This is a genomic window from Streptomyces sp. GbtcB7 (assembly GCF_019091445.1).
In the GTDB taxonomy this organism is placed as follows: domain Bacteria; phylum Actinomycetota; class Actinomycetes; order Streptomycetales; family Streptomycetaceae; genus Streptomyces; species Streptomyces mirabilis.
The window spans coordinates 182,260-203,568 of the sequence record NZ_JAGXJM010000023.1 but is presented as its reverse complement, the minus strand read 5'-3'; the positions used below and the strand labels follow the sequence as shown (position 1 = coordinate 203,568).

Below are 21,309 nucleotides of genomic sequence, written 5' to 3'. Positions count from 1 at the left end.
ACCCATGCGGTCCACGGCACACCCATCGGCCCTCGATCACGGCGGCCCCCACCACGACACGGTGCTGTGTCAACGCTGCGGCGCCGGCCCCTGCGTACCGGCGGAGGTGTGAGCGTGGACGTCACCCCGAACAGCGGCAAGGGCATCGACGCCCCGCCCCCGCACGAGGCGTATACGAATGCGCCAGATCTGCGCCGCGAGATGCACCAAGTGCTCGCCCTCGGAGCCGAACGCGACGGCCGCCAGGCCAGGCCCCTCACACGGCCCCCAATCGATGCGACGGCCGCCGAACGCGCCTGGCTGCTACGCCGGACCGCCCTCGTGGACCGGATGGCCCTGGACGACCCCGGCCCCGGCCCGGTCGCAGAAACCGCCGAACAACTCCTCCGCCACGACCGCCGCCATCCCGACCTGGCGGCCGGCCCGCACCACTCCGACACCATCACGCTCGCGTGGCCGGCCCAGATGAGCCACGTGCATGACCGCCAGTTGCCACAGCCCGCCACCAGTGACAAGGAGCCACAGAACATGGGTGGAAAGCAGAAGACACTCGCCATACTTGCCGGAACCGTGCTGGCAGCCGGACTCACCAGCCCGGCCTTCGGGTCCACCACCGCTCACTCGCCGGCCCTGCGCACCGCCGCGACGAGGTCGGGGATGTCGGTCGTGGAGTGGAACCGCGAGCTCATCACCATCCTCGGCGATCCGAAGGCGCAGCCGTCCACCGTCCAACCCACGCGCAGCTTCGCGCTTCTCCAGGCCGCCGAGTACGACGCCGTGGTATCGATCACCCGGGCCGGCCCCGCCTACGTGTTCTCGGTGTCGGCGCCAGGAGGCGCTCGTGCGGATGCCGCAGCGGACCAGGCAGCCCACGATGTGCTGGTCGCCCTGTACCCGGCCAAGCGCGCAGGCGTGGACCAGCGGCTGAGCAGCCAGTTGTCCGCGATTCCGGGCGGCCCGGGCAAGCAGGCGGGCATTGGTGTGGGAGCCGCGGTCGCCCGCCGACTGATCAGCCTGCGGTCCAACGACGGGTCCTCAGCCGAGCCGCCGCGGTTCCGCCCCGGCAACAAGGCCGGTGACTACCGGCCCACCCCTCCCAAGTCCCCGGCACCGGTGTTCACCAACTGGGGCTCGGTCAAGCCGTTCGTGCTGGCCAGCGGACGCCAGTTCCGCCCGGCACCGCCGCCGGCCGTGAGCGGCGCCGCCTACGCCACCGCCTTGAACGAGGTCAAGAGCCTGGGGAGCAAGACCAGCACCACCCGCACCCCCGATCAGACGGCAGCCGCGAAGTTCTGGGCGGCGGCACCCGTCTGGAACGTCTGGAACCAGGTCGCGCAGGGCCTTGTCACCTCCCAGAACGCGAGCCTGGAGAAGGCGGTGAAGGTCTTCGCCCGGCTCGACCTGTCCCTCGCCGACACCACAATCGCGATGTACGACGCCAAGTACGCCTACCGCGTATGGCGGCCCGTGACCGCCATCCGGCTCGGCGGTACGCACTACAACCCGAGCATCGTCGGCGATCCCAACTGGACCCCCCTGCTGCCGACCGCACCGGATCCGTCCTATCCCGGCGCTCACGGCGCTCTCAGCCAGGCTGCGGCAACGACGCTCGCCGGGTTCTACGGTGCGCGGCATCATCTCGCGGTGACATCGAAGGGCGTCACCCGAACCTTCGCCGGCTTCCAGGACGCCGCCACCGAAGCGTGGCTCAGCCGGATCTGGTCCGGCCAGCACACGTCCCTCGACAACCGCGCGGGCCAGCAACTCGGCACCCAGGTGGCCGATTTCGTGGCGCGTCATCTCTGACCGCCCCCGCCGCGCGACAACCATGCACAGCATGGCAGTGGCCAGAAGCCAGTGGTCCCGGCGCATCGGGTACCACTGGCTCGGACCACGCTCAGAGAGCGGCCATCCTCCACGCCGAGGGCCCGCAGCTGCTGGCCGGCAGGCCGGATGTCCGCCCACAAGAAGTCCTGGCTTCCTATCACCGCGACGCACTGACTGAATGACTGTCGCGGTCGGACCCGCCCGACCGCCCCACGTCGCTGAGCGCGGGCCTGCCCATGTCACTGTCGGCGGACCCGAAATCGAGGGCCTCGCTCGGAGTCCCCGCAGGTACCTCAACACCCCCCGGGTCTGCAGGAGCTTCGAACCGCCGACCGCATCCCCAAGCAGCTCACAGCCGAGTGACCACTGCCGCCGCAGGTAGGGCCCACCCGCCGTCCGGCGAGGCAGGATCGGCCGCAGGCCGATGTCCCTGGGGCCGTGCGTCCGCGCGCCGCGTGCAGCACGATCTGCGCGCGCATCCGCAGCCGGTGCTCGGTCTTGTGGCCGTAGGCCATCTTCTCAAGCCGGGGGCGCTCGGCGGCGGTCCCGTCCTGACCTGGGCTCTCAGCGCGCTGCGATGCCCTGGCCCTGGTAGATCTCGTCGTAGTAGTGGATCACCATGGGGCGGGGCCGCGCAGATGGGTGACGTCGAATTCCTCGATCGTCTTGATCGCGGGGAAGCGGGCGGCCCGTACTCTCGCCTCGCCGCCGTGTGATTCGCGGGCGGAGACCTCGCGTTGGAGGCAGGCGACGAGGTATTCGGCGTGGGTCCAGGACTCCTTGCGGGCGCGTTCGGCGAGCCGGTCTGCGGCGTCCAGCAGGGCCGGGGCCTTCATCGCGCGGGAGAGCAAGGCGGGGTCGGCGGCCGTCTGGGAGCCGGTCCTGCGGCCCGCTGTGGTGCTTTCGGTCGGGGCGGTGGTGGTGCGGGGCATCAGCCGGCCTCCCTGTCGCCGCCGCCTTCGATGACGGTGAACATCCGGTCATAGGAGCCGAGTTCGCGTTGCTCGACCTCGACGAGCGGGCCAGAGGGATCCTGGGCTGTCGCCTGGCGTGCGGCCTGCTGATGGTGCTGCAGCTGTCCGCGCATCGTCTTGCCCGCCTCCGCGTGGTCGGGATCGGTGATGGTCTGGTGGCGGGCCCAGCAGCGGGGGTGGCGGGCGACGATCACGCCGCCGGGCGACAGCGCGAGGACCTTGTCGTTGTCGCTCAGCACGGTGACGATGCGGCCGATCGCGTCGGGGTGCACGGAGTAGTCGTTGGTGTCGACGCGGACGTAGTGGTCGCGGCCGATCCGGGTCTGCATCCGCCACCAGGCGGGCGGGGTCGACGGGCGACAGGGTGAGCATCCCGGCCCGGTCGGCCTCCCACCGCTCGGTGGGGCGGGTCTGCAGGGTGCGGTGGACGCGCCGGTTGGCGACGGCCAGCCAGGTGGTCAGCTGGGTGTTGAAGTCGCCGGGGCCACTGAACGTGCGGCCGCTGAGGTCGGTGTTGGCTCCGCAGAAGAGCACCACGGCGGCCTTCTCTCCGGTGGTGGCAGCGAAGTCCTGGCCCGGGCGTTGGCGTACTGGGACCCGCACGGGCGCACGTCCGCGCCGTAGCCACGGAGCCCGGCCACCTTGACCGCGGGGGCCGGTGGTGGGCAGGTGCCGGTCGGTGGTTGTCGACGGGCCCGCCGTGCTCGTTCGAAGGACTCGCTCGGTAGTGATCCGGTACTGGGTCGGGAGCGTCAGACCGGAGGCTGGGTCATGACCACACCGGCTCTGCGCTCACCCCCCAAATGACCTTCGTGGGGCGGGTCCTTCCGGTGTCGTCCGTCCCGACGACGGTGCTCGCTCAAGGCGCAGAGAAGCCGGCACGGGTCGGCGTATACGTCCGCAGCATTCTCAACCGCGCATTCCTCTTGATCGTCGAGGAAGACCGCAGGGGCCGCTCGGTGACCTCCGAGGCTGAGCGTCGTGAGGCTCAGCGCGCCGTTGAAAGGCGCCAGAATCTATCGAAGGAGCACGTTGATCAGCGACGTTCTGCACCGTGGACATGTCCTCACGAAGTACGGGGACCAGCTTCGGCAGGCCCTCGGCCAGGTCGGACGCATCTCCTCGTCCGACTCCGGGTTGACCCCTCCCTTCGAACTGCCGGCACCCTCGTCCGCTCTGAGCGAGTTCTTCGCCGTCGCCGATCCGCGCTTCGCGGAGCTGGGCGTGGTGGGACGGACCAGGCTGCTCCTGCTCGACCTGATGGGCAATCCGGCCACCCGTACGGTCAAGACCCTGGCCTCGCTGGTGATCGTGGCCCGCGCGGTGCTGCACACCGAGCGGACCGGCGAGCCGGTGATGATCGTGACGCCCTCCTCGGCGAACAAGGCAACGGCTCTGCGGGACGCGGTGCTCCGCGCGTACCGGACCGGCCTCAGCGACCCGGGCAGACTGCGGATCGTCACCGTCGTCCCGGAGACCGCCCGGCCGAAGCTCTGGTCCTCCGCCCTGAGCGAGGACACCGCCCTGGCCGCACGCAACCCGATGTGCGTGCTCGCGCCAGGTGGGCTCGGGGTCAAGCCCCTCACCAAGCAGGTGGTCGACACCACCGCACAGGAACTGGCCTCCCGTACCGGGTTCCGGCTCTGGCACACCCTGGACCTGATCAACTACCAGTGCTCTGACGCCGTCCGCGCCTTCGCCGAGCGCGCCGAGCTGCCGCAGGCACCCGGCGTCACCCGGGCGCACGCGCACGCGGTGTCGAGCGCCTTCGGCCTGCTGGGCCACCACTTCGGGACCACCCTGCTGCCCGAGACATCGGCGGCGCCGCAGTACTTCCTGGTGCAGCACATGGCGACGCCCGACATGGTGCTCAGCCTGTACGACACGAAGGCACCGGAGTACCGCTTCGATCCCGCGACCGGGCTGCACCACCAGCACGAGGACCCGCACTACCCCGTCACGACCTTCGACCCGGCCGAGAACCTCGAACCGACCTTCTACACCCGCTCGCCCGCGACCTCACCCGCAATGAACGAACTGATCCGCACGCACGGCGGAGGCGGTGTGGTCGTCTCGCTGCACGAGTGCCTCTCCCGGTATGGCGAGATCCGGGCGCTGCTCGCGGGCGCGGACATCGATCTGCCGATCGACCCTCGTGAGCTGCGCGAGTGGTCCCTGGTGATGGCCCTGACCGGCGTCCTCACCGGCATCGAGCGCGGCCTGCTCGACACCGACGAGGTCGTCGTGCACGGGTCCGGCTCGTACGCCGTCCAGGACTTCACGCCCATCCCGGACGGGCAGCTGTGTGCGATCGCCGGTACCGAGCAGCTGCGGCAGGTCCTCTTCAACGCGGCGAACGCGAGGACCTCCTGATGACCTCCGTACCGCTCTCGGCCTGGGCGAGGTATCGATGGGCCACCGGCACCGGGGGCTGGGCCCAGGTTCGGGAGCGCTGGGCGGACCTGCCCGGACGCCGCTTCGTCCACCAGGTCCTCAGCTCGGCCGAGGGCCGACTCTCGCTGGCGTACCAGGGCTGTCCTGAGGGGACGACCTACCTCCTGCCCCACCTGCGGAGCCAGATGTCGGCCCGGGTCGGCGCGGTCTCCGCCTCGGATCAACAGCCCTCCACCTGGCGCCAGATGCTCCGCGCGGCGCACCGGCCCACGGCAGACCTGCTGGTGCTCGGCTGCTCGCGCGAGCGGGTCCGCCAACTGCCGGCCGCCCGGTCGGTGGTGCTGCCCTTCCGGATCAACATGATGCTGGACATCAACGCCGAAGCCGTCCACAGCAGCGTCTCCGGCAACGAGCGGCGTCAGTTCGCGAAGCTGCGCCGGAGCCACGGGTGGACCTGCGAGGTCGGCACCGACCTCCCGGACCTGCAGTTCTTCTACCGGCGGATGCATATGCCCACCATGGCGTCCCGGCACGGTGAGGAGGCCCGCAGTACTGACTGGGACATCGCCCTGCACGCGTTGTTCCGGCACGGACTGGTGCTGTTCGTCCGGGAGGGCGACAGGCGGGTGGCAGGCGTCCTGGCCAGGCTTGAGGACGGCGGCCGGACTCTCTGGATGCGCCTGCTCGGCGTGCTCGACGGTGCCGAGGAGCACTATCGCAGTGGTGCGGTGAAGGCGGTGTACTACTTGACGATGGAGTGGGCGGCCGAACACGGCGTGACCCGCGTCAACTTCTCCGGCGGCGACCCGTTCCCCGGCCAAGGCGTCTACCAGTTCAAGCGCCGGCTGCATCCGACGGTCGCCCACCCGAAGGACCACTTCCGCAACCGGCGGGTGTACCTGAGGGCGACCAGGGACACCCCGGCGGTCCGCGACTTCCTGGTCGCCACGCCCATGATTACCGTCGACGGCTCCGACCGGATCGTCGCCACGCACTTCTTCGACAGCACGCGCCCGCCCCGCACCGACATCCGCGCCGACGGCCCGGGTGTGCACGAGGCGCGAGCGATCGATCTGGACGAATTCCTGACCGGTGTCTGACCGGTTCGATCTGGGGGGTACGAAAATGCAGGCACCTGTCGTGGGCCTCGCCGACGAGCTGTCCGAGAGATTGGTCCACAGCGGGTTCGGGCCGTTCTACGGGACCCCGTGCGGGATCCTGGCGCCGCTGTTCACCGCGATCGACCACCGCACCGGGCTGCGCCCAGTGGTCCGCGAGGACAACGCGGTGGGCCTGGCGGCCGGAGCCGCACTGGCCGGACGGGCGCCGGTCGTCCTGATGCAGAACTCCGGCCTGGGCCAGTCCGTCAACGCCCTCGCCTCCTTGGTCGTCCCGTACAAACTCGCGATGCTGCTGATCGTCAGCCTGCGGGGGGTGGACCCCGATCCGACCCAGGAAAACCTGGTGATGGGCAGAGTCACCGAGCCGCTGCTGGGCAGCCTCGGCATCGAGACCGCGACCCTGGACGCGGTGACCGGCCTGGCCGAGCAGGCGGCCTGGGCGCACAAGGTCGTCGTCCAGCAGTGCCGTCCGGCGGCACTCCTGGTGCCCCCGAAGGCGTTCGGATGGCGGCCGTGAACAAGACCTCTGCCATCCGCGCGGTCATCGAGGCGACCACCGAGGAGCCGATCGTGTTCACCACCGGCTACGCGTGCCGGATCGCCCAGGAAGTCCTGGACCGCCCTAACCACTTCTACATGACCGGATCGATGGGCCTGGCCTCCTCGATCGGGATCGGCATCGCGGAGCAGACCGGCCGCCCCACCGTTGTCGTGGACGGCGACGGGAGCCTGTTGATGAACCCGGCCGGCCTGGTCACCGCAGGAGCGCTGGCCTCACTACCGCTGGTGCACGTCCTGCTCGACGACGAGAGCTACGCCTCGACCGGCGGCCAGCACGTCCCCTCCTGGGGCACCGACTTCGCGCTGCTGGCCCGGAGTTGCGGCTACGCGCGAGTGGACCGGATCGAGCGGATCGCCGATCTGGTGGCCACACTGAGCACGGTGGCCGCCAACTGTGCGGCGCCCACCTTCCTGCACTGTGTCCTGACCGAGGAGGACCCGCCTATCCCGCCCCGGGTGGACGGCGACCTCGCCGCACACGCGGCCCGGTTCGCCGCCGCCGTGAGGAAGTCGGTGCCGTGTTGAGCCCGCTGTCTGAGAGATCGGCCCGGCCGGGCTGGACGACGGCGGCATGGTGGCAGCGGCCGGTGGGGCCGGTCTACCTTGCCTCGCTGGCGCTGTCGCTGGGCAAGGGCGCGTGGTTCACCTGCTGGGCGATGTTCTTCCTGCACTCGGTCGGGCTCTCCACGACCGAGTTCGGCTTCGGCATCACCGCGGCGGGCGTGCTCGGCATGCTCGCCGGCGGCCCGCTGGGCTATCTCGCCGACCGGCTGGGCGCGCGGGAGACGCTGATCGCGCTCGGGGTGGTGCAGGGGCTGGCGATTCTCTCCTACACGCTCGTGCACGGATTCTGGCCGGCCGTGTTGGTGACCTGCGTGATGATCGCCGCCGACCGTGCCACCCCGGGCATCCGCATCGCGCTGATCTCCGGGCTGACCACGGGCGAGGAACGGATGGAGAGCATCTCCACCAATCGGGCCATGACCCAGGGCGGCATCGTGGTGGGCGCGTTGGCGGGCGCCTACGTGCTCGCCCTCGACAACTCCATCGGCTATCTCGGGCTCGTCCTGGTCTACGGCACGTCCGCCATCGGCTGCTCGGCACTTCTTCGGCGGGTGCCTCACGTGGAGTCGCTGAACGAGCGCAAGGTGCGCCGCAACGTCCTCGTGCTGCGCGACCGCCCGTTCCTGCTGATCACCCTCTTCAACGGCGTGCTGGCGCTCAGTTGGGGGATGCTCGACTCCGGCGTGCCACTGTGGATCACCCAGCACACACAGGCCCCGCTCTGGGTCATGGGCGTGTTGATGGGTGCCAACGCGGTGGTAGTGGTCCTGTTCCAGAACCGAGTCAGCCGGGCGGCGGTGACCGTGCGCGGCGCGGCGCGGTTGGGGCTGTGGTCGGGCGTGCTGTTGGCCGTCTCGTGCGTCGCCTTCGCCGGTACCGACGACGGCTCCGGCACGAGGGTGCTCCTGCTGCTGGCCGTGGGGGCGGCGGTGCACGTGGTGGGTGAACTGTTCTTCGTCAGCAGCGGGTTCGGGCTCTCGGTGGCGCTCACGCCCGACGACGCGCACGGCGAGTACCAGGGGATGTTCTCCACCGGCCAGGCCGCCGCCTTGACCTTTGCCCCCGGCCTGATGACGGTACTGCTGGTCGACGGCGGCGTGGCAGGCTGGTTCGTTCTCGCCGGGGTCTACCTGGTCGGCGGGGTCGGCACCCTCGCGGCATCCCAATGGGCCCAGCGCAGCGGTCGCGGCGCGGCTGAGCGAAGTGCGGCATGACGGGCGGACGCGTCCGGCTCGGCGCCCTGGTACTGCCCGACCGCCCCGGGCCGGGTGGGGTCGAGGTGTGGCGCCGGGTCGAGGACCTCGGCTTCGACCACGCCTGGACGCTGGACCACCTCTCCTGGCGCCTCCCGCCGGACCAGCCGTGGTTCGACGCGCTGACGACACTGACCGCCGCCGCGGCCGTGACCAGCAGGATCGAGCTGGGGACCCTGGTCGTCTCGCCGAACTTCCGACACCCGGTGGTCACGGCCAGGCAGGCGATGACCCTGGACCACGTGAGCGGTGGGCGATTCGTACTCGGCGCGGGCGCCGGAGCGGTCGGAGCCGACAGCAGGGCGCTGGGCGGACCCGCCCTGTCCCCGGCCGAACAGGCCGTGCGGTTCGAGGAGTTCGTGTCGCTGACCCACATGCTGCTGCGCGAGCCGACGACCACCTTCACCGGCGGCTACTTCTCCGCCCATGGCGTCCGGATGGTCCCCGGCAGCTTGCGGCCGGACGGGATCCCGCTCGCCGTCGCAGCGACGGGCCCGCGAGGGATGCGCCTGGTGGCGGAGTACGGCGACACCTGGATCACCATCGGCGATGCTCGCACGCCGGGCGGGCAGAGCGAGCGCGAGGCCTTCGGCACCCTGGGCCGCCAGCTCGACCGGCTGGCTGCCGCGTGCGAGCAGGTGGGCCGGTCGCTGACCGGGCTGCGCAGGCTGGTCAATCTCAGCCGCGCGGTGGAGGACCCGTACGGGTCACCGGAGCGGCTGGTCGAGCTGGTCGGACGGTGTGCCGACATGGGCTTCACCGACGTGGTGGTGGCCTTTCCGCGACGCGAAGGCGTCTTCGCGGGAGACATGTCCGTGTTCGAAGAGGCGGTGTCGCGTCTGCGATGCGATCCCGTCCGAGGAGGGAACGACTGATGTGCGGTTTCGCGGGTTGGCTCGATTTCGCCAGGGATCTGCGCGGTGAGCAGGCCGTGCTCGACACCATGACCGACACGATGCGCGGGCGTGGACCTGACGGCCGCGGAACCTGGTTGGGGCGGCAGGCGGCACTCGGCCACCGGCGGCTCGCCGTGATCGACGTGGCCGGCGGCGCGCAGCCCATGACGGCCGAGGTGGGCCCGGACGGTTCTCCCGTGGTGCTGGTGTACGCCGGGGAGGTGTACAACTTCCGCGAACTCCGGGCCGAGTTGGCCGGGTCGGGGCACACCTTCCGGACCAGGTCGGACACCGAAGTGGTGTTGCGCGCCTACATCGAGTGGGGGGCCGGTTGCGTCGAGCGGCTGAACGGGATGTTCGCCTTCGCCGTCTGGGACTCCGTCCGCGAGGAGCTGGTACTCGCCCGGGACCGACTGGGGGTCAAGCCGCTCTACTACGCCCCGCAGCGCCACGGCGTCATCTTCGCCTCCGAGCCCAAAGGCATTCTGGCCAACCCGGCGTTCACCCCCACCATGTCGGCCGAGGCGCTGCCCCTCTTGCTCAACCCGAGGCTGGCCCTCGCGGGCGAGACGCCGATCAACGGCCTACGCGAGGTCAAGCCCGGTCATGTGGTGCGGATAGACCGCCGCGGCTGCTTCGAGTCCCCGTACTGGCTGCTGGTCAGCCGGCCGCATACCGAGGACCTCGACAGCACGGTGCGCGGGGTGCGCGAGCTGCTGGAGGACATCGTCGAGCGGCAGTTGGTGGCCGACGTACCGAGGGCGGCGATGCTGTCCGGCGGCCTGGACTCCAGCGCGACAGCCGCGTTGGCCTCCCGCAGCCTGGCCCGCACGGGCGACGGCCCGCTAGCCACGTATTCGGTGCGGTTCGCCGGCGAGGAGCAGGACTTCCGGCCCACCGTGCTGCGGCCTGAACGGGACGCACCGTACGCGGCGTTGATGGCAAGGCACCTCGGTACCGACCACGTCGAAGTGGTACTGGACGCCGAAGAGCTGGCGGCCGCCACGCCCTTTGCCCGACAGGCCCGTGACCTGCCGAGTCTCGGGCAGTTCGACACCTCGATGTACCTGATGTTCGCGGCCCTGCGCGAGCGGTCGACGGTGGCGCTTTCCGGCGAGGCCGCGGACGAGGTGTTCGGCGGCTATCCGTGGTTCCACGACCCGAGCACCGTCTGGCGGGAGACTTTCCCCTGGCTCGGCAATGCGCCGAGGCTCGCGGATTGCCTCGCGCCGGACCTGCGCAAGGCCCTGCGACCGGCCGAACTGGAGGCCGACCGCTACGCCACCCTGCGCGCCCAGGTACCGCGACTGGCGGGCGAGGAGGGCATCGACGCGCGGATGCGGGAGGTGCTGTTCCTCAGCCTCCAGGGGCCGCTGGCGATGCTGCTGGATCGTAAGGACCGGATGAGCATGGCGGTCGGTCTGGAGGTCAGGGTGCCGTTCTGCGACCACCGGCTGCTGGAGTACGTCTGGAACGTGCCCTGGACGCTGAAGACCGCCGACGGCCGGGAGAAGAGCCTGCTGCGGATGGCCGTCGCGGACCTGGTGCCCGAGGAGATCCTCATCCGGCCCAAGTCCGCCTACCCGGCCCTGCACGACCCCGCCCACGACGCGGCCGTGATCACCGCCGTGCGGTCCATGCTCGACGACCGCACCTCCCCGCTGGCCGGCCTTCTCGACCACGGCAGGGTGGCGGAGCTGGTCGACGGGCAGGGGCCGACCATGACGCACGCCAGCACCGCGCACCTGCTGATCCCACTGCTGGAAACGGACGTCTGGATGCGGAAGTACGGGCTGACCGTGGCTTGAGCACTCAGAACGTGGGGACGGACCGCGCCGCACCTGGATCAGCTGCGAATCCGGCGTATGTCATCATGCAGGGTCAATACATCAGTCGTTCACGCTCACGGGACCAGGAGCGAACGGGGAACATCGACCAGGCGGACTCAGTGCCGAGGTCGACGCAGGGGGGGCAAGGTGCTTCATTTCAATATTCTTGGGAGCCTTGAAGCTTGGTCCGACGGCTCGCGGCTCCACCTCGGCGGAGCGATTCACGAACGTGTTCTCCTGAGTCTGCTGCTGGAACCGGACCGGACTGTCCCGGTCTCCTGGCTGGTGCAGGCGGCGTGGAACGACGAACCGCCCATGACCGCCACCCACCAGGTCCGCAAGGCCGTTGCCGATCTTCGTTCTCGCATTCCGAACGGCAGCGATGTCATCGTCACCGACGGTCAGGGGTATCGAGCCGTATTGGGCGGCGCCGGGTTGGACCTCTGCGAGTTCGGCGACCGCACGGGTGAAGCAGACCGGGCTGTCGCCGAAGGCCGGCCCTCCGATGCCATCGCCGCTCTGCAGAGCGCCCTCGCGTTGTGGCGTGGCCGCATGTCCGGTCTTGGCAGCGTCGCGCTGGAGGCCGCCGCGGCCAGGCTCGAGGAACGGCGGGTAACCGCAGCCGAGCAGGTCTTCGAGTTGTGCCTGCGTGCGGGTCACGCCGGAGGGCTGGTCGCCGACCTGCGGGACCTGGCCGCCCAGCACCCCTTTCGCGAGTCCCTGCACGCCCAGCTGATGCTGGCTCTGTATCGCAGTGGACGCAAGGCCGAGGCACTGGACGAGTACCGCAAGATCCGAGAACTGCTCGTGGAGGAACTCGGGATCGACCCCGGCCCCCAGCTGAGCAGCCTCTACGAAGCGATTCTCCGCGAGGCCCCGGAACTGAGCATTCCCACGGATGTGATCACGGAACCGCCGGAGCCGGCCGCCGCGACCACGGACACACCCGAGCATGCCCACGCCCCGTGCACGCTGCCCTATGACTTGTCCGACTTCACCGGCCGAGAGGGTGAACTGCGCGCATTGCTCGACTGCATGACCGGCAGCCAGGAGTCGCGCGGTCACTGCCGGGTCGTAGCGATCGACGGGATGGGAGGCAGCGGCAAGACATGTCTCGCCGTGCGGGCCGCTCACCAGGTGGCCGCCGATTTTCCCGACGGCCAACTCCACATTGATCTGCGTGCGTTCACCCCCGGCGAGTCCCCCATGTCGCCGACCGCCGCACTGGACAGTCTGCTGGGCGTACTCGGGGTGCCCAGTGACCGCATCCCGGGCGATCTGGAGGGACGGAGGGCGCTGTGGCGCTCTCAGTTGGCCAATCGCCGCATGCTGCTCGTCCTGGACAACGCCGTGGACACGAGCCAGGTGTATCCGCTGCTTCCGGGCTCCCCCGGATGTCTGGTGTTGATCACCGGCCGGAAACGGCTGATGGATCTCGACGGCGCCGCATGGATCTCCATCGGTCCCATGGCCCCCGAGAACGGGACGCAGCTGATCGAAGAGGTCCTCGGGGCCGCTCGCACTGCCGCGGAGCCGGAGGCGGTGCAGGATCTCGTCCGGTTGTGCGGTGGGCTGCCGCTCGCCCTGCGCATCGCGGCCGCCCGGCTGCGCAACCGACCGCGCTGGACCGTGCGCTATCTCGTGGAGCGCCTGTGCGACGAGACGCGTCGTCTGGAGGAGTTGAGCGCGGGTGAGCGCAGTGTCGCCGCCACGCTGCAGCTCTCGTATCAAGCGATGGACGAGGAGCACCGCACCGCGCTCCGGCTGCTGGGCCTGTACGGCGACGCTGACATCAATGTGTATACGGGTGCCGCCCTGTTGGCGACGGACATCTATGGCGCGGAGCAGATTCTGGAGCGGTTGCTGGACGTGCATTTGCTGCAACAGTCCCACATAGCCGTGTACAGGTTCCACGACCTCGTGCGCAATTTCGCCCAGAGCCTGAGTTCTCCGGCCACCGCGCACGACAACGCGATGGCCGTCGAGCGTCTGCTCGGCTACTACTGGAGGGCGACGGAGGCTGCCTGCGACGTGCTCTTCCCCGGGCGCACCCGCAACCCCGCGGTCATCACGCCCTATGCAGGCGAGGTCCCGGTGTTCACGACCACGGCGGAGGCGACCGACTGGTTCAACCGGGAGCGTGCCAGCCTCATCGCCGCGGTGGAACTCGCCGACCAGAAAGGCCTGGACGAGTACACGGTGTGGCTCATCAGGAACATCGTGTTCTGGCTTAACTCCGTCGGTCGCTTCGACGAGTTCAAGCAGCTCAGTCAGCTGGCGGTCGCGACGGCGCGGCGTAGCGACGACCTCGCGGCGCTGGGGAGCAGCCTGTCCAGTCTGGGTGTCGCATGCTGGCGGCTGGGTCACCTCGACGAGGGGATCCAGTCGGCCAAGGAGGGACGCGATGTCGCCGCTCAACTGGGCGACCAGCGGACCGAGTCGCACAGCGAGTCCATGATCGGCCTGTTGCTGACGGTGCAGGGTCAGCACCCCGAGGCCCTGTCGCATCTGGAACGCGCCATCGCCCTGGAACGCGAGTTGGACATCCCGCGAGCGGAGGCCGAGAGCCTCAGCAATCTCAGCACGCTACTCATGCAGTGGGGCAAGTACGAGGAAGCCGCTCTGGCCGCGCGGCAGGCGCTCGAGATCCATCGTTCGCTGGACTATCGCGACAATCATGTCATGGCCCTGACCGATCTCGCCTTCGCGTACGCGGGTCAGGGCAGATACGAGGAGGCTGACGAACAGCTCCGGCAGGCCCGTGCGCGCTGTGACGCGTCGAGCCCGCCGGGGGATGTGGCGTTGACCCTGGCATTGTCCGCAGAGGTCATCGAATGCCTCGGACGGTCCGCCGAGGGGCCGTTCCTGGCCGAGGAAGCCCTGGAGCTCGCCGCATTGAGCGGCAGCCCCACACGTCAGGCGAAGGTCGAGAACCTGGTCGGTCGACTGTACCGCCGGCGCAAGGGCTTCGAGCGGGCGATGGCACTGCACACCCATGCGCACGAACTGGCCGTCGCCATGCGATACCGAACCGAGGAAGCACACGCGCTCTACGGCATGGCGGAGGCGGCGGCAGCCTTCGGCGACGCGGAGGCTGCCGCTGGTCACGCCGCGAAGGCGGAGGAGCTGCTCCGCTCCATGGGCTCGTCGGGGCACGCGGCCTGGTGCCTCACGGGGTGACGGTCGCCGGCCCCTGGTGGTCCGCGACGATCAGGTGGTCGGCATGCCCCGTGCCGACGCTGGGCGCCACCACACCTACGGCGCCCAGCGCCAGGATTGCCCCCGCAACGAGGCCGACGGTCTTCGTAAGAACGACCCGCATGTGATCTCCCGTAAATGCTCAGTGGTGGTTTCCGCAGCACCGCCAAGGATTGCCGGACCCGCTCCCGAACCAGTCCCATCAAGATCCCTCCGAGGTTTCTCCACGCCGGAGTGAGCCAATACGGACAACCTTGCCCATCGATCCCGTACGGGATTCAAATACGACGTCGTCGCAATCACCGGACGGGTCAGCAGCGGCGCCCGAGGGCGTCCTCTGTCGGGACCTTGCTGATGTCAGGTTGTGGGTCGGGGAACTGGACGCTCTGCACGAGCGGTTCATGTACTGGTTCAACCGGGAGGAGCCGCGTCAGTCGGCACTGGCTCATATGCGGGGGCTGGTTGCTCCGTTGGAGCGGAAGAACGGCTGGACGTTGGCACCTCGGAGACCGCGAGGCGGTCCTGATCGTCGATGACACCGGCTTCCTCAAGAAGGGCATCCGCTCGGCCGGCGTGCAACGCCAGTACTCCGGCACCGCCGGACGCACGGAGAACAGCCAGATCGGCGTCTTCCTCGCCTACGCCACCGACCGCGGACGCACACTGATCGACCGCCGCCTGTATCTGCCCGGCGATGGTCCGCCGGGCCATCGCCGACCGGGTCCCGTTCCGGTGGGTGACGGCGGACGCCGCTTACGGCTTCAGCAAGAGCCGGCGGTTCGAACTGGAGCAGGCCGACGTCTTCCACGTCATGGCCGAAACGCCGTTCCTGCGGCGACGGTGCCCACGGTCGGCGGATCTATGACTGGGCCCGCATCGAGGTGCGGCCCTGGCACCGCGAGGATCGCCGACACTGGGTCCTCGCCCGCCGCAGCGTGAGCAGACCCGAGGAAGTCTCCTACTACGTCGCTTACTGCCCGACCGTTACCCCTGGACGAGCTGATCCGCATCACGGGCAGCCGCTGGGCCGTGGAGGAATGCTTCGAGACAGCGAAGCAGGAATGCGGTCTGGACGACTACCAGGTCCGCCGTTACCCGGGCTGGCACCGCCACATGACCCTGGCCGTGGCCGCCCACGCCTGCCTCACCGTTCTGCGCGCCCGCGAACTCGACGCCGACGAAGCAGAAACAGATCCTCCCAGCTCAACCGCCTCAGCTTCGCTGAGATCAGACGCCAACACCAAGCCCGCATCAGCCACTACGAACGACGCGGACACAGCCCCTAAAACTGCCCAGCACTCAGAACAAACACCGTTGCAGTACCAGTGGACTGAGGGCCCACCAGGCCTAGGCCACGTACTCGCGGTTCGGCACGGTGCAGCCGATTCGCGACGTGCATGGTGTTCGCCGAGCCCGGCCACTGTCGTGATCGGTTCGGACCGGCAGGACGGGAACGCCGCGGGAATGGGACGGGATGCCGTCCCTCGACGATGTTCTAGGCACACGCCACACCTCCACCGACGAGACGGGACCATGACCGTTCATTTCCCGGAGCGAGGCAGTTGCGCGGGTGGCTCTGACGCGTCGCGCCTCAAGTTTCCCGACGTCTGCTACCGGCGGTTCCACGGTGAGTAGCTCTTCTCAGGAGGGGACGACCGCCTGCCTTGTGGAGGGCGAGTTCGATAGTTCAACGAGGGAGCTGTCTATGCCAGACATCGTTCTGGATCGATTCCACTCCGGTGCGTGGCACATCGCGCCGGGTCGCGGGGACACCTCCGCCGCCCCAGAGGAGAAGTACCTGGGACACCTCGCAGACCTTGCCGAGGTGCTCGGCGAGCACCTCGGCGAGGTGGCGATCAGATCGATCGACGCCAGCTGGGAGGGGGACGCGCTGGACGGAGCGGATCTCCTGGTGCTCACGCTGCCCACGGCGGACGAGCCGCCGTTGACGGCCGGGGACCTGGCGTTGCTGCGCGGCCATCTCGCAGCCGGTCGGAACCTGCTGGTCCTCGGCGATTCCGCGATCGACACCGCGCCCTTCCCGCTGTCCGACCTGGTACCGGGGCTGGTCCTGGATCCCGACTTCGTCTCCGTCCGCCAGGAGCCGCCGACCAGCCACCTCCTGACCTACTCGGTTTCCGCCGATGTGCTGCCGGGTCATCCGGTGACCGAGGGCGTCGAGGAGTTGTACTTCCACCGGGCCAGGGGCCTGACCGTCACCGGCTCCGCTGTGACCGGGATCGCCGCACGGGACGGGCGCATCCTCGCCGCGGCGGGCGACGTGGGCGCCGGACGGATCGTCGTCGTGGGCGGCGGCGAGCTGTTCGCCCTGCCCTTCCTGGGGCGTGCGGACAACGCCAGGTTCCTGCTCAACACACTCACCTGGCTGCTCACCGGCCAGTGCGCCCCGGGCAGCTCAGAGTTGGCGAAGACGGTCACGCACGAGCGCTGCTTCTCGGTCCGCTCGTTCCCTCCCGAGGAGGATCTGGCGAAGATCGAAGGCTCGCACGTCGTCGACGCACGGCCGTACCGGTCCCTGCTGGAACGGATCGGCGGGGGCGCCCTGCCCGACCCCTACCGGGACCAGGCGGCCTTCCTGGTCGAGGCGGAGCTGCGCTTCGACGAGATACCGCGGGTGATCAGGGAAGCGGTGGCCACTTTCCGACACCGGTCCAACGACTACGAGGGGCTGCTGGTACGGGGGCTGCCGGTGGACGCGGAGCTGCCCGTGACCCCCGCCGACCCGGGGCTTCGGGTGGACAAGCCGACGTGGCTGAGCGAACTCTGGCTGGCCGGATTCGCGTCCGCGCTGGGCTTTCCGCTCGCCTACCTCCAGGAGAAACACGGTCTGCTCTTCCAGAACGTGGCGCCCACGGCGCACAACGCGGCCAATCTCTCCTCGGAGAGCTCCGCGATCCTGCTGGACTTCCACACCGAGACGGCATTCCACCCGCACATGCCGGACTTCCTCATGCTGCACTGCCTGCGGAGCGACCACGACGGCATCGCCAAGACCATCCTGGCGAGCGTCCGGATGGCGCTACCCCACCTGAGCCTGGCGGACCGCTGCGAGCTGTTCCTCCCGCAGTTCCGGACAGGGGTGGACTACTCCTTCGGCAGTGCCAACGGAGTGCAGGGCAACGGCCCCACGCTGCCCGTTCTGTACGGCAATCCCTATGACCCGTACATGACCTTCGACCTCGATCTGATGGTCGGGGAGACGCCGCACGCGCAGCAGGCGCTCGAATCGCTCCGCAGCGCCGTCAACAAGGTGCAGCGCTGGGTCCGCCTGTCGCCGGGCGACCTGCTGATCGTCAACAACCGCCGTGCCGTGCACGCGCGTTCGGAGTTCCCCGCGCGGTTCGACGGCCGCGACCGCTGGCTGCAACGGGTGTGTCTGGTGAGCGACCCGGTGCCGTCGGCTGCCGACCGACGTGGCAGTGGACGCGTAGTCGAGACAGCCTTCGCCGTCTGACGAGGCAGGGCTATCCGAAACCGAATGAGGAGCCGAACAGTGATCGAGTCGTTCATCGACTTCTTCGAAGCACACGTGGCAGCCACACCGCACGCCACGGCCGTCGTGTCCGCGACGGGCACGCTCAGCTACTACGATCTCGACGCCTTGGCCCGCCGCCAGGCGCGCGAGCTGATTGACAGGGGAGTACATCCCGGGGAGTTGGTCGGCGTGTACGCCGAGCCCGGATCGGCAATGATCGCCGCGATCCTGAGTGTACTCAAGGCGGGCGCCGCCTATGTGCCGCTCGATCCCGAATACCCCGAGCAGCGGCTCGACTACCTGATAGAGGACTCGGGGATGTCGGCGGTGCTCGCCGAAGAGCGCCTGGCGCCGCGCCTGTCCGGCCGGGGTCTGCCCGTCATCGGCGTCTCGAGCTCGGCCGAGGCAGGGTCCGCTCCGGCCGTTGAGACGGTACGCCGAGGTCCGGACGACCTCATCTATGTCATCTACACGTCCGGATCGACCGGCCGCCCCAAGGGGGTGCGGGTCACCGAGGCCAACGTCGTGAATCTGCTGAACGCCGTGGGCGAGAGCTACAAGCTCTCCGAACGCGATGTCACGATCTTCACGCACTCCTTCACCTTCGACGCGTCCGTGCTGGAGATCTTCGCCCCGCTCGCTTTCGGAGCGAAGCTGGTCGTCGCGGCCGCCGAGGAGCGGCGGGACGCGGCGAAGCTCGTGGCCGCGGTCAAGCGGCACGGCGTGACGATCTGGGACATGGTGCCGGCCATGCTCGCTCAGGTCGTCGACCTGCCGGACTTCGCCGCCGATTGCGTGTCTCTGCGCCTGGCGATCTCCGGGGCGGACGTCCTGCCGCCCGGTCTGGCCCACCGGTTCCTGACCCTTGCGCCATGGTGCGAACTGCAGAACCAGTACGGCCCCACCGAAGCGACCGTCATCACCACCATCTGGCCCTGCACCACGGACACCGCGGCCGGGCCCGTGCCGATCGGATTCCCGATCGCCGGAACGTCCGTGCACGTCCGGGACGACCGGCTCGCACCGGTCGAGCCGGGGGAGATCGGCGAGATCTACACCGGCGGCGCCGGCGTCACAGCCGGCTACCACCGGCGGCCGGAGCTGACCGGGGAACGCTTCGTCACCGACCCGGACGGCCTGCGCCTCTACCGCACCGGGGACCTCGGGCGCCTGCGTGCCGACGGGGCGCTGGAGTTCCACGGCCGTGCCGACCGGCAGCTGGCCGTCCGCGGGTTCCGGGTGGAGCCCGGAGAGATCGAGGACGTACTCTGCGCCGATCCGGCTGTGCAGGCCGCGGCGGTGGTCACCCGCGGCAGCGGCAACGACGTGCTGCTGGGTGCCTACGTCACCCCGCCCGCCGACGGGGCGGTCCTGGTTCCCGCCCTCCGGCAGCGCGTCTGTGAGGCCCTGCCGGAACACCTGCGGCCCAACGTCTACGTCGTCATGGACAAGCTGCCGCTCGGGATCAGCGGCAAGGTGGACCACCGCGCGCTACCCGCCCCGCCTTCGACCCGGCCCGAGCTCTCGGTGCCCTACATGGCACCAGGTGACCAGGAAGAGCAGAAGGTGGCCGCCACGGTGGCGCAGATCCTGGGCCTGGACGAAGTCGGCGTCAACGACAACTTCTTCGAGCTCGGGGCGCACTCCCTGATCGCGACGAAGATCATCACGCGGGTAAGGGCGGAGTTCCAGACCGACATCCCGGTTTCGGTCGTGTTCGAGCACCCGACCGTGGCCGGTCTGGTCGGTTGGCTGCGAGCCAACGCCGACGCCGCCACGAAGGTGCAGGGGCCGACCCGTACCGACCGGACCGGGCCGATCCCGCTCTCGCTCCCGCAGGAGCAGGTGTGGTTCCTGGGCAAACTGGTGCCGGACAGCATCGCGTACGCCACGCAGGCCTACCTCGACCTGCGCGGGCCGGTGTCGGTCGCGGTGCTGGAGGAGTCGCTCAGCGAGATCGTCCGTCGGCACGAGCTGCTGCGGACCGCCTTCGTCGAGGGCGCCGACGGGATGCCGGAACAGGTCATTCACCCGCCCTTCCCGGTGAGCGTCCAGTTCGAGGACCTCAGCGCCGAGCCGGAGGAGATCCGGGAGATCCTGGCGCTCGACCGGATGCAGACCATCGTGGCGCGCCCCTTCGACGTCGGCCGGCTGCCGCTGTTCCGCTGGGTTCTGTTCCGGCTCTCCGCGGACCACCACATGTTGCTGCTGGTCGAGCACCACTTCATCCACGACGGTTGGTCATTCGGCGTCCTGATGCAGGAGCTGCGCGAGTGCTACCGGGCCTTCAGCGAGGGCGGCCGGCCCTGGTTGCCGGAACTGCCCGTCCAGTTCGCCGGCTACGCGGTCTGGCAGCGGCAGTGGCTGGCCGGCGACGACGCCGAGCGGCAGTGGGAGTTCTGGCGGGAGAAGCTGCGCGGGGCCGAGGAACTGCTGCCCCTGCCGACGGACCGCCCGCGCCCCCAGGTGCAGAGCCATCACGGCGACGTCGTGATCATGCCGATCCCGGCCGACCTCTACCGGCGTATCCGGCTGCTCGGTGCGTCCACGGGCGCCACCGGATACATGGTCATGACGGCGATCTTCACCATGTTGATGAACCAGTACTCCGGCAAGACCGACATGACCATCGCGATCTCGATGGCGAACCGGCGGTTCGAGTCGACCGAGCGGCTGATCGGAATGATGATCAACGGCGGTCTGCTGCGCGCGGACCTGTCGGGCGACCCCACGTTCGGTGAGCTGCGCGGCCGCATCACCGAGGCGGCCCTCGACATCTACCGCCACCAGGACTTCCCGTTCTCGAAGCTGGTCGAGTACCTCAACCCGGAGCGCAACCTGGCGTACAACCCGCTGTACCAGGTCGCCTTCTCCTACCACGACGCCCGGGTCCCGCAGATGTCCCTGGGCGAGACCCCCGCAGAGATCCACTACCTGCAGAACTACAGCGCGAAGCACGACCTCGACGTCATCGTCATCCCGCGTGGAGAGCAGCTGGCGACGGTTCCCGGATCCGACCCGGCCGACGAGGTGCTGATGGAGTGGATCTACTCGACCGATCTCTTCGACCGCTCGACCATCGCGGCGATGGCGGAGGAATTCGTCGAGCTCTGCCGACGTGTCGTGGACTCACCCGACAAAACCCTGTCCGAACTGGTCGGGCGCGCTGCCGCCGACCCCTCCGCGTGAAGGCGTG

Annotated in this window: 14 protein-coding genes and 1 pseudogene; 12 read left to right on the top strand and 3 right to left on the bottom strand. The window is 69.4% G+C overall.

The annotated features are described in order from the left end of the window. Positions 1 to 114: 114 nt before the first annotated feature. The gene (locus KVT44_RS60165; protein WP_217571016.1) at positions 115 to 1,806 is read left to right on the top strand and encodes a vanadium-dependent haloperoxidase; all 1,692 of its coding nucleotides are present in this window, start codon (positions 115 to 117) and stop codon (positions 1,804 to 1,806) included. 635 nt (positions 1,807 to 2,441) lie between these two features. Here the strand turns inward: KVT44_RS60165 and KVT44_RS33510 are convergent. Next, entirely contained in the window at positions 2,442 to 2,759 is a 318-nt protein-coding gene (locus tag KVT44_RS33510) for an ATP-binding protein (RefSeq protein ID WP_302832137.1), read from the bottom strand. Beyond that, positions 2,759 to 3,130: a hypothetical protein gene (locus KVT44_RS33505; RefSeq protein ID WP_217571014.1), complete on the bottom strand. Its 372-nt coding sequence runs from the start codon at positions 3,128 to 3,130 to the stop codon at positions 2,759 to 2,761. Before KVT44_RS33505 ends, KVT44_RS33510 begins: the two co-directional genes overlap by 1 nt. Positions 3,131 to 3,833: 703 nt before the next feature. Here KVT44_RS33505 and KVT44_RS33500 point away from each other — a divergent pair. From KVT44_RS33500 to KVT44_RS33465, 8 genes are all read left to right on the top strand, one after another. Continuing rightward, the gene (locus KVT44_RS33500; RefSeq protein ID WP_217571012.1) at positions 3,834 to 5,174 is read left to right on the top strand and encodes a DUF6002 family protein; all 1,341 of its coding nucleotides are present in this window, start codon (positions 3,834 to 3,836) and stop codon (positions 5,172 to 5,174) included. After that, the gene (locus KVT44_RS33495) at positions 5,174 to 6,295 is read left to right on the top strand and encodes a GNAT family N-acetyltransferase (protein ID WP_217571010.1); all 1,122 of its coding nucleotides are present in this window, start codon (positions 5,174 to 5,176) and stop codon (positions 6,293 to 6,295) included. Before KVT44_RS33500 ends, KVT44_RS33495 begins: the two co-directional genes overlap by 1 nt. Before the next feature lie 25 nt (positions 6,296 to 6,320). Further along, positions 6,321 to 6,833: a hypothetical protein gene (locus KVT44_RS33490; protein ID WP_217571008.1), complete on the top strand. Its 513-nt coding sequence runs from the start codon at positions 6,321 to 6,323 to the stop codon at positions 6,831 to 6,833. Then, a complete protein-coding gene (locus KVT44_RS33485) occupies positions 6,830 to 7,402 on the top strand; it encodes a thiamine pyrophosphate-dependent enzyme (RefSeq protein WP_217571006.1) in 573 nt (190 codons plus the stop codon). The genes KVT44_RS33490 and KVT44_RS33485 overlap by 4 nt, the downstream gene beginning before the upstream one ends. Continuing rightward, the gene (locus tag KVT44_RS33480) at positions 7,399 to 8,655 is read left to right on the top strand and encodes an MFS transporter (protein WP_217571004.1); all 1,257 of its coding nucleotides are present in this window, start codon (positions 7,399 to 7,401) and stop codon (positions 8,653 to 8,655) included. The genes KVT44_RS33485 and KVT44_RS33480 overlap by 4 nt, the downstream gene beginning before the upstream one ends. Further along, complete coding sequence (locus KVT44_RS33475; RefSeq protein WP_217571002.1) at positions 8,652 to 9,569, top strand: LLM class flavin-dependent oxidoreductase; 918 nt, start codon at positions 8,652 to 8,654, stop codon at positions 9,567 to 9,569. Before KVT44_RS33480 ends, KVT44_RS33475 begins: the two co-directional genes overlap by 4 nt. After that, complete coding sequence (gene asnB / locus KVT44_RS33470) at positions 9,569 to 11,398, top strand: asparagine synthase (glutamine-hydrolyzing) (protein ID WP_190171412.1); 1,830 nt, start codon at positions 9,569 to 9,571, stop codon at positions 11,396 to 11,398. The genes KVT44_RS33475 and asnB overlap by 1 nt, the downstream gene beginning before the upstream one ends. A 336-nt stretch (positions 11,399 to 11,734) precedes the next feature. Next, the gene (locus KVT44_RS33465; protein WP_254650215.1) at positions 11,735 to 14,599 is read left to right on the top strand and encodes a BTAD domain-containing putative transcriptional regulator; all 2,865 of its coding nucleotides are present in this window, start codon (positions 11,735 to 11,737) and stop codon (positions 14,597 to 14,599) included. Here the strand turns inward: KVT44_RS33465 and KVT44_RS33460 are convergent. After that, a complete protein-coding gene (locus KVT44_RS33460; RefSeq protein ID WP_217570998.1) occupies positions 14,589 to 14,741 on the bottom strand; it encodes a hypothetical protein in 153 nt (50 codons plus the stop codon). The two genes, KVT44_RS33465 and KVT44_RS33460, sit on opposite strands and share 11 nt — an antisense overlap. Before the next feature lie 277 nt (positions 14,742 to 15,018). On the opposite strand from KVT44_RS33460, the pseudogene KVT44_RS33455 reads away from it, so the two are divergent. The 3 genes and pseudogenes from KVT44_RS33455 to KVT44_RS33445 all read left to right on the top strand — a co-directional run. Next, a pseudogene (locus KVT44_RS33455) lies at positions 15,019 to 15,850 on the top strand (IS701 family transposase); the annotation flags it as partial. 472 nt (positions 15,851 to 16,322) lie between these two features. Continuing rightward, positions 16,323 to 18,092 (top strand): TauD/TfdA family dioxygenase, encoded by a 1,770-nt coding sequence (locus KVT44_RS33450; protein ID WP_217570996.1) that lies wholly within the window; start codon positions 16,323 to 16,325, stop codon positions 18,090 to 18,092. Between the two features lie 39 nt (positions 18,093 to 18,131). Next, positions 18,132 to 21,302, top strand: a complete 3,171-nt coding sequence (locus KVT44_RS33445; protein WP_217570994.1) for a non-ribosomal peptide synthetase — start codon at positions 18,132 to 18,134, stop codon at positions 21,300 to 21,302. The last annotated feature ends 7 nt before the right edge of the window (positions 21,303 to 21,309 follow it).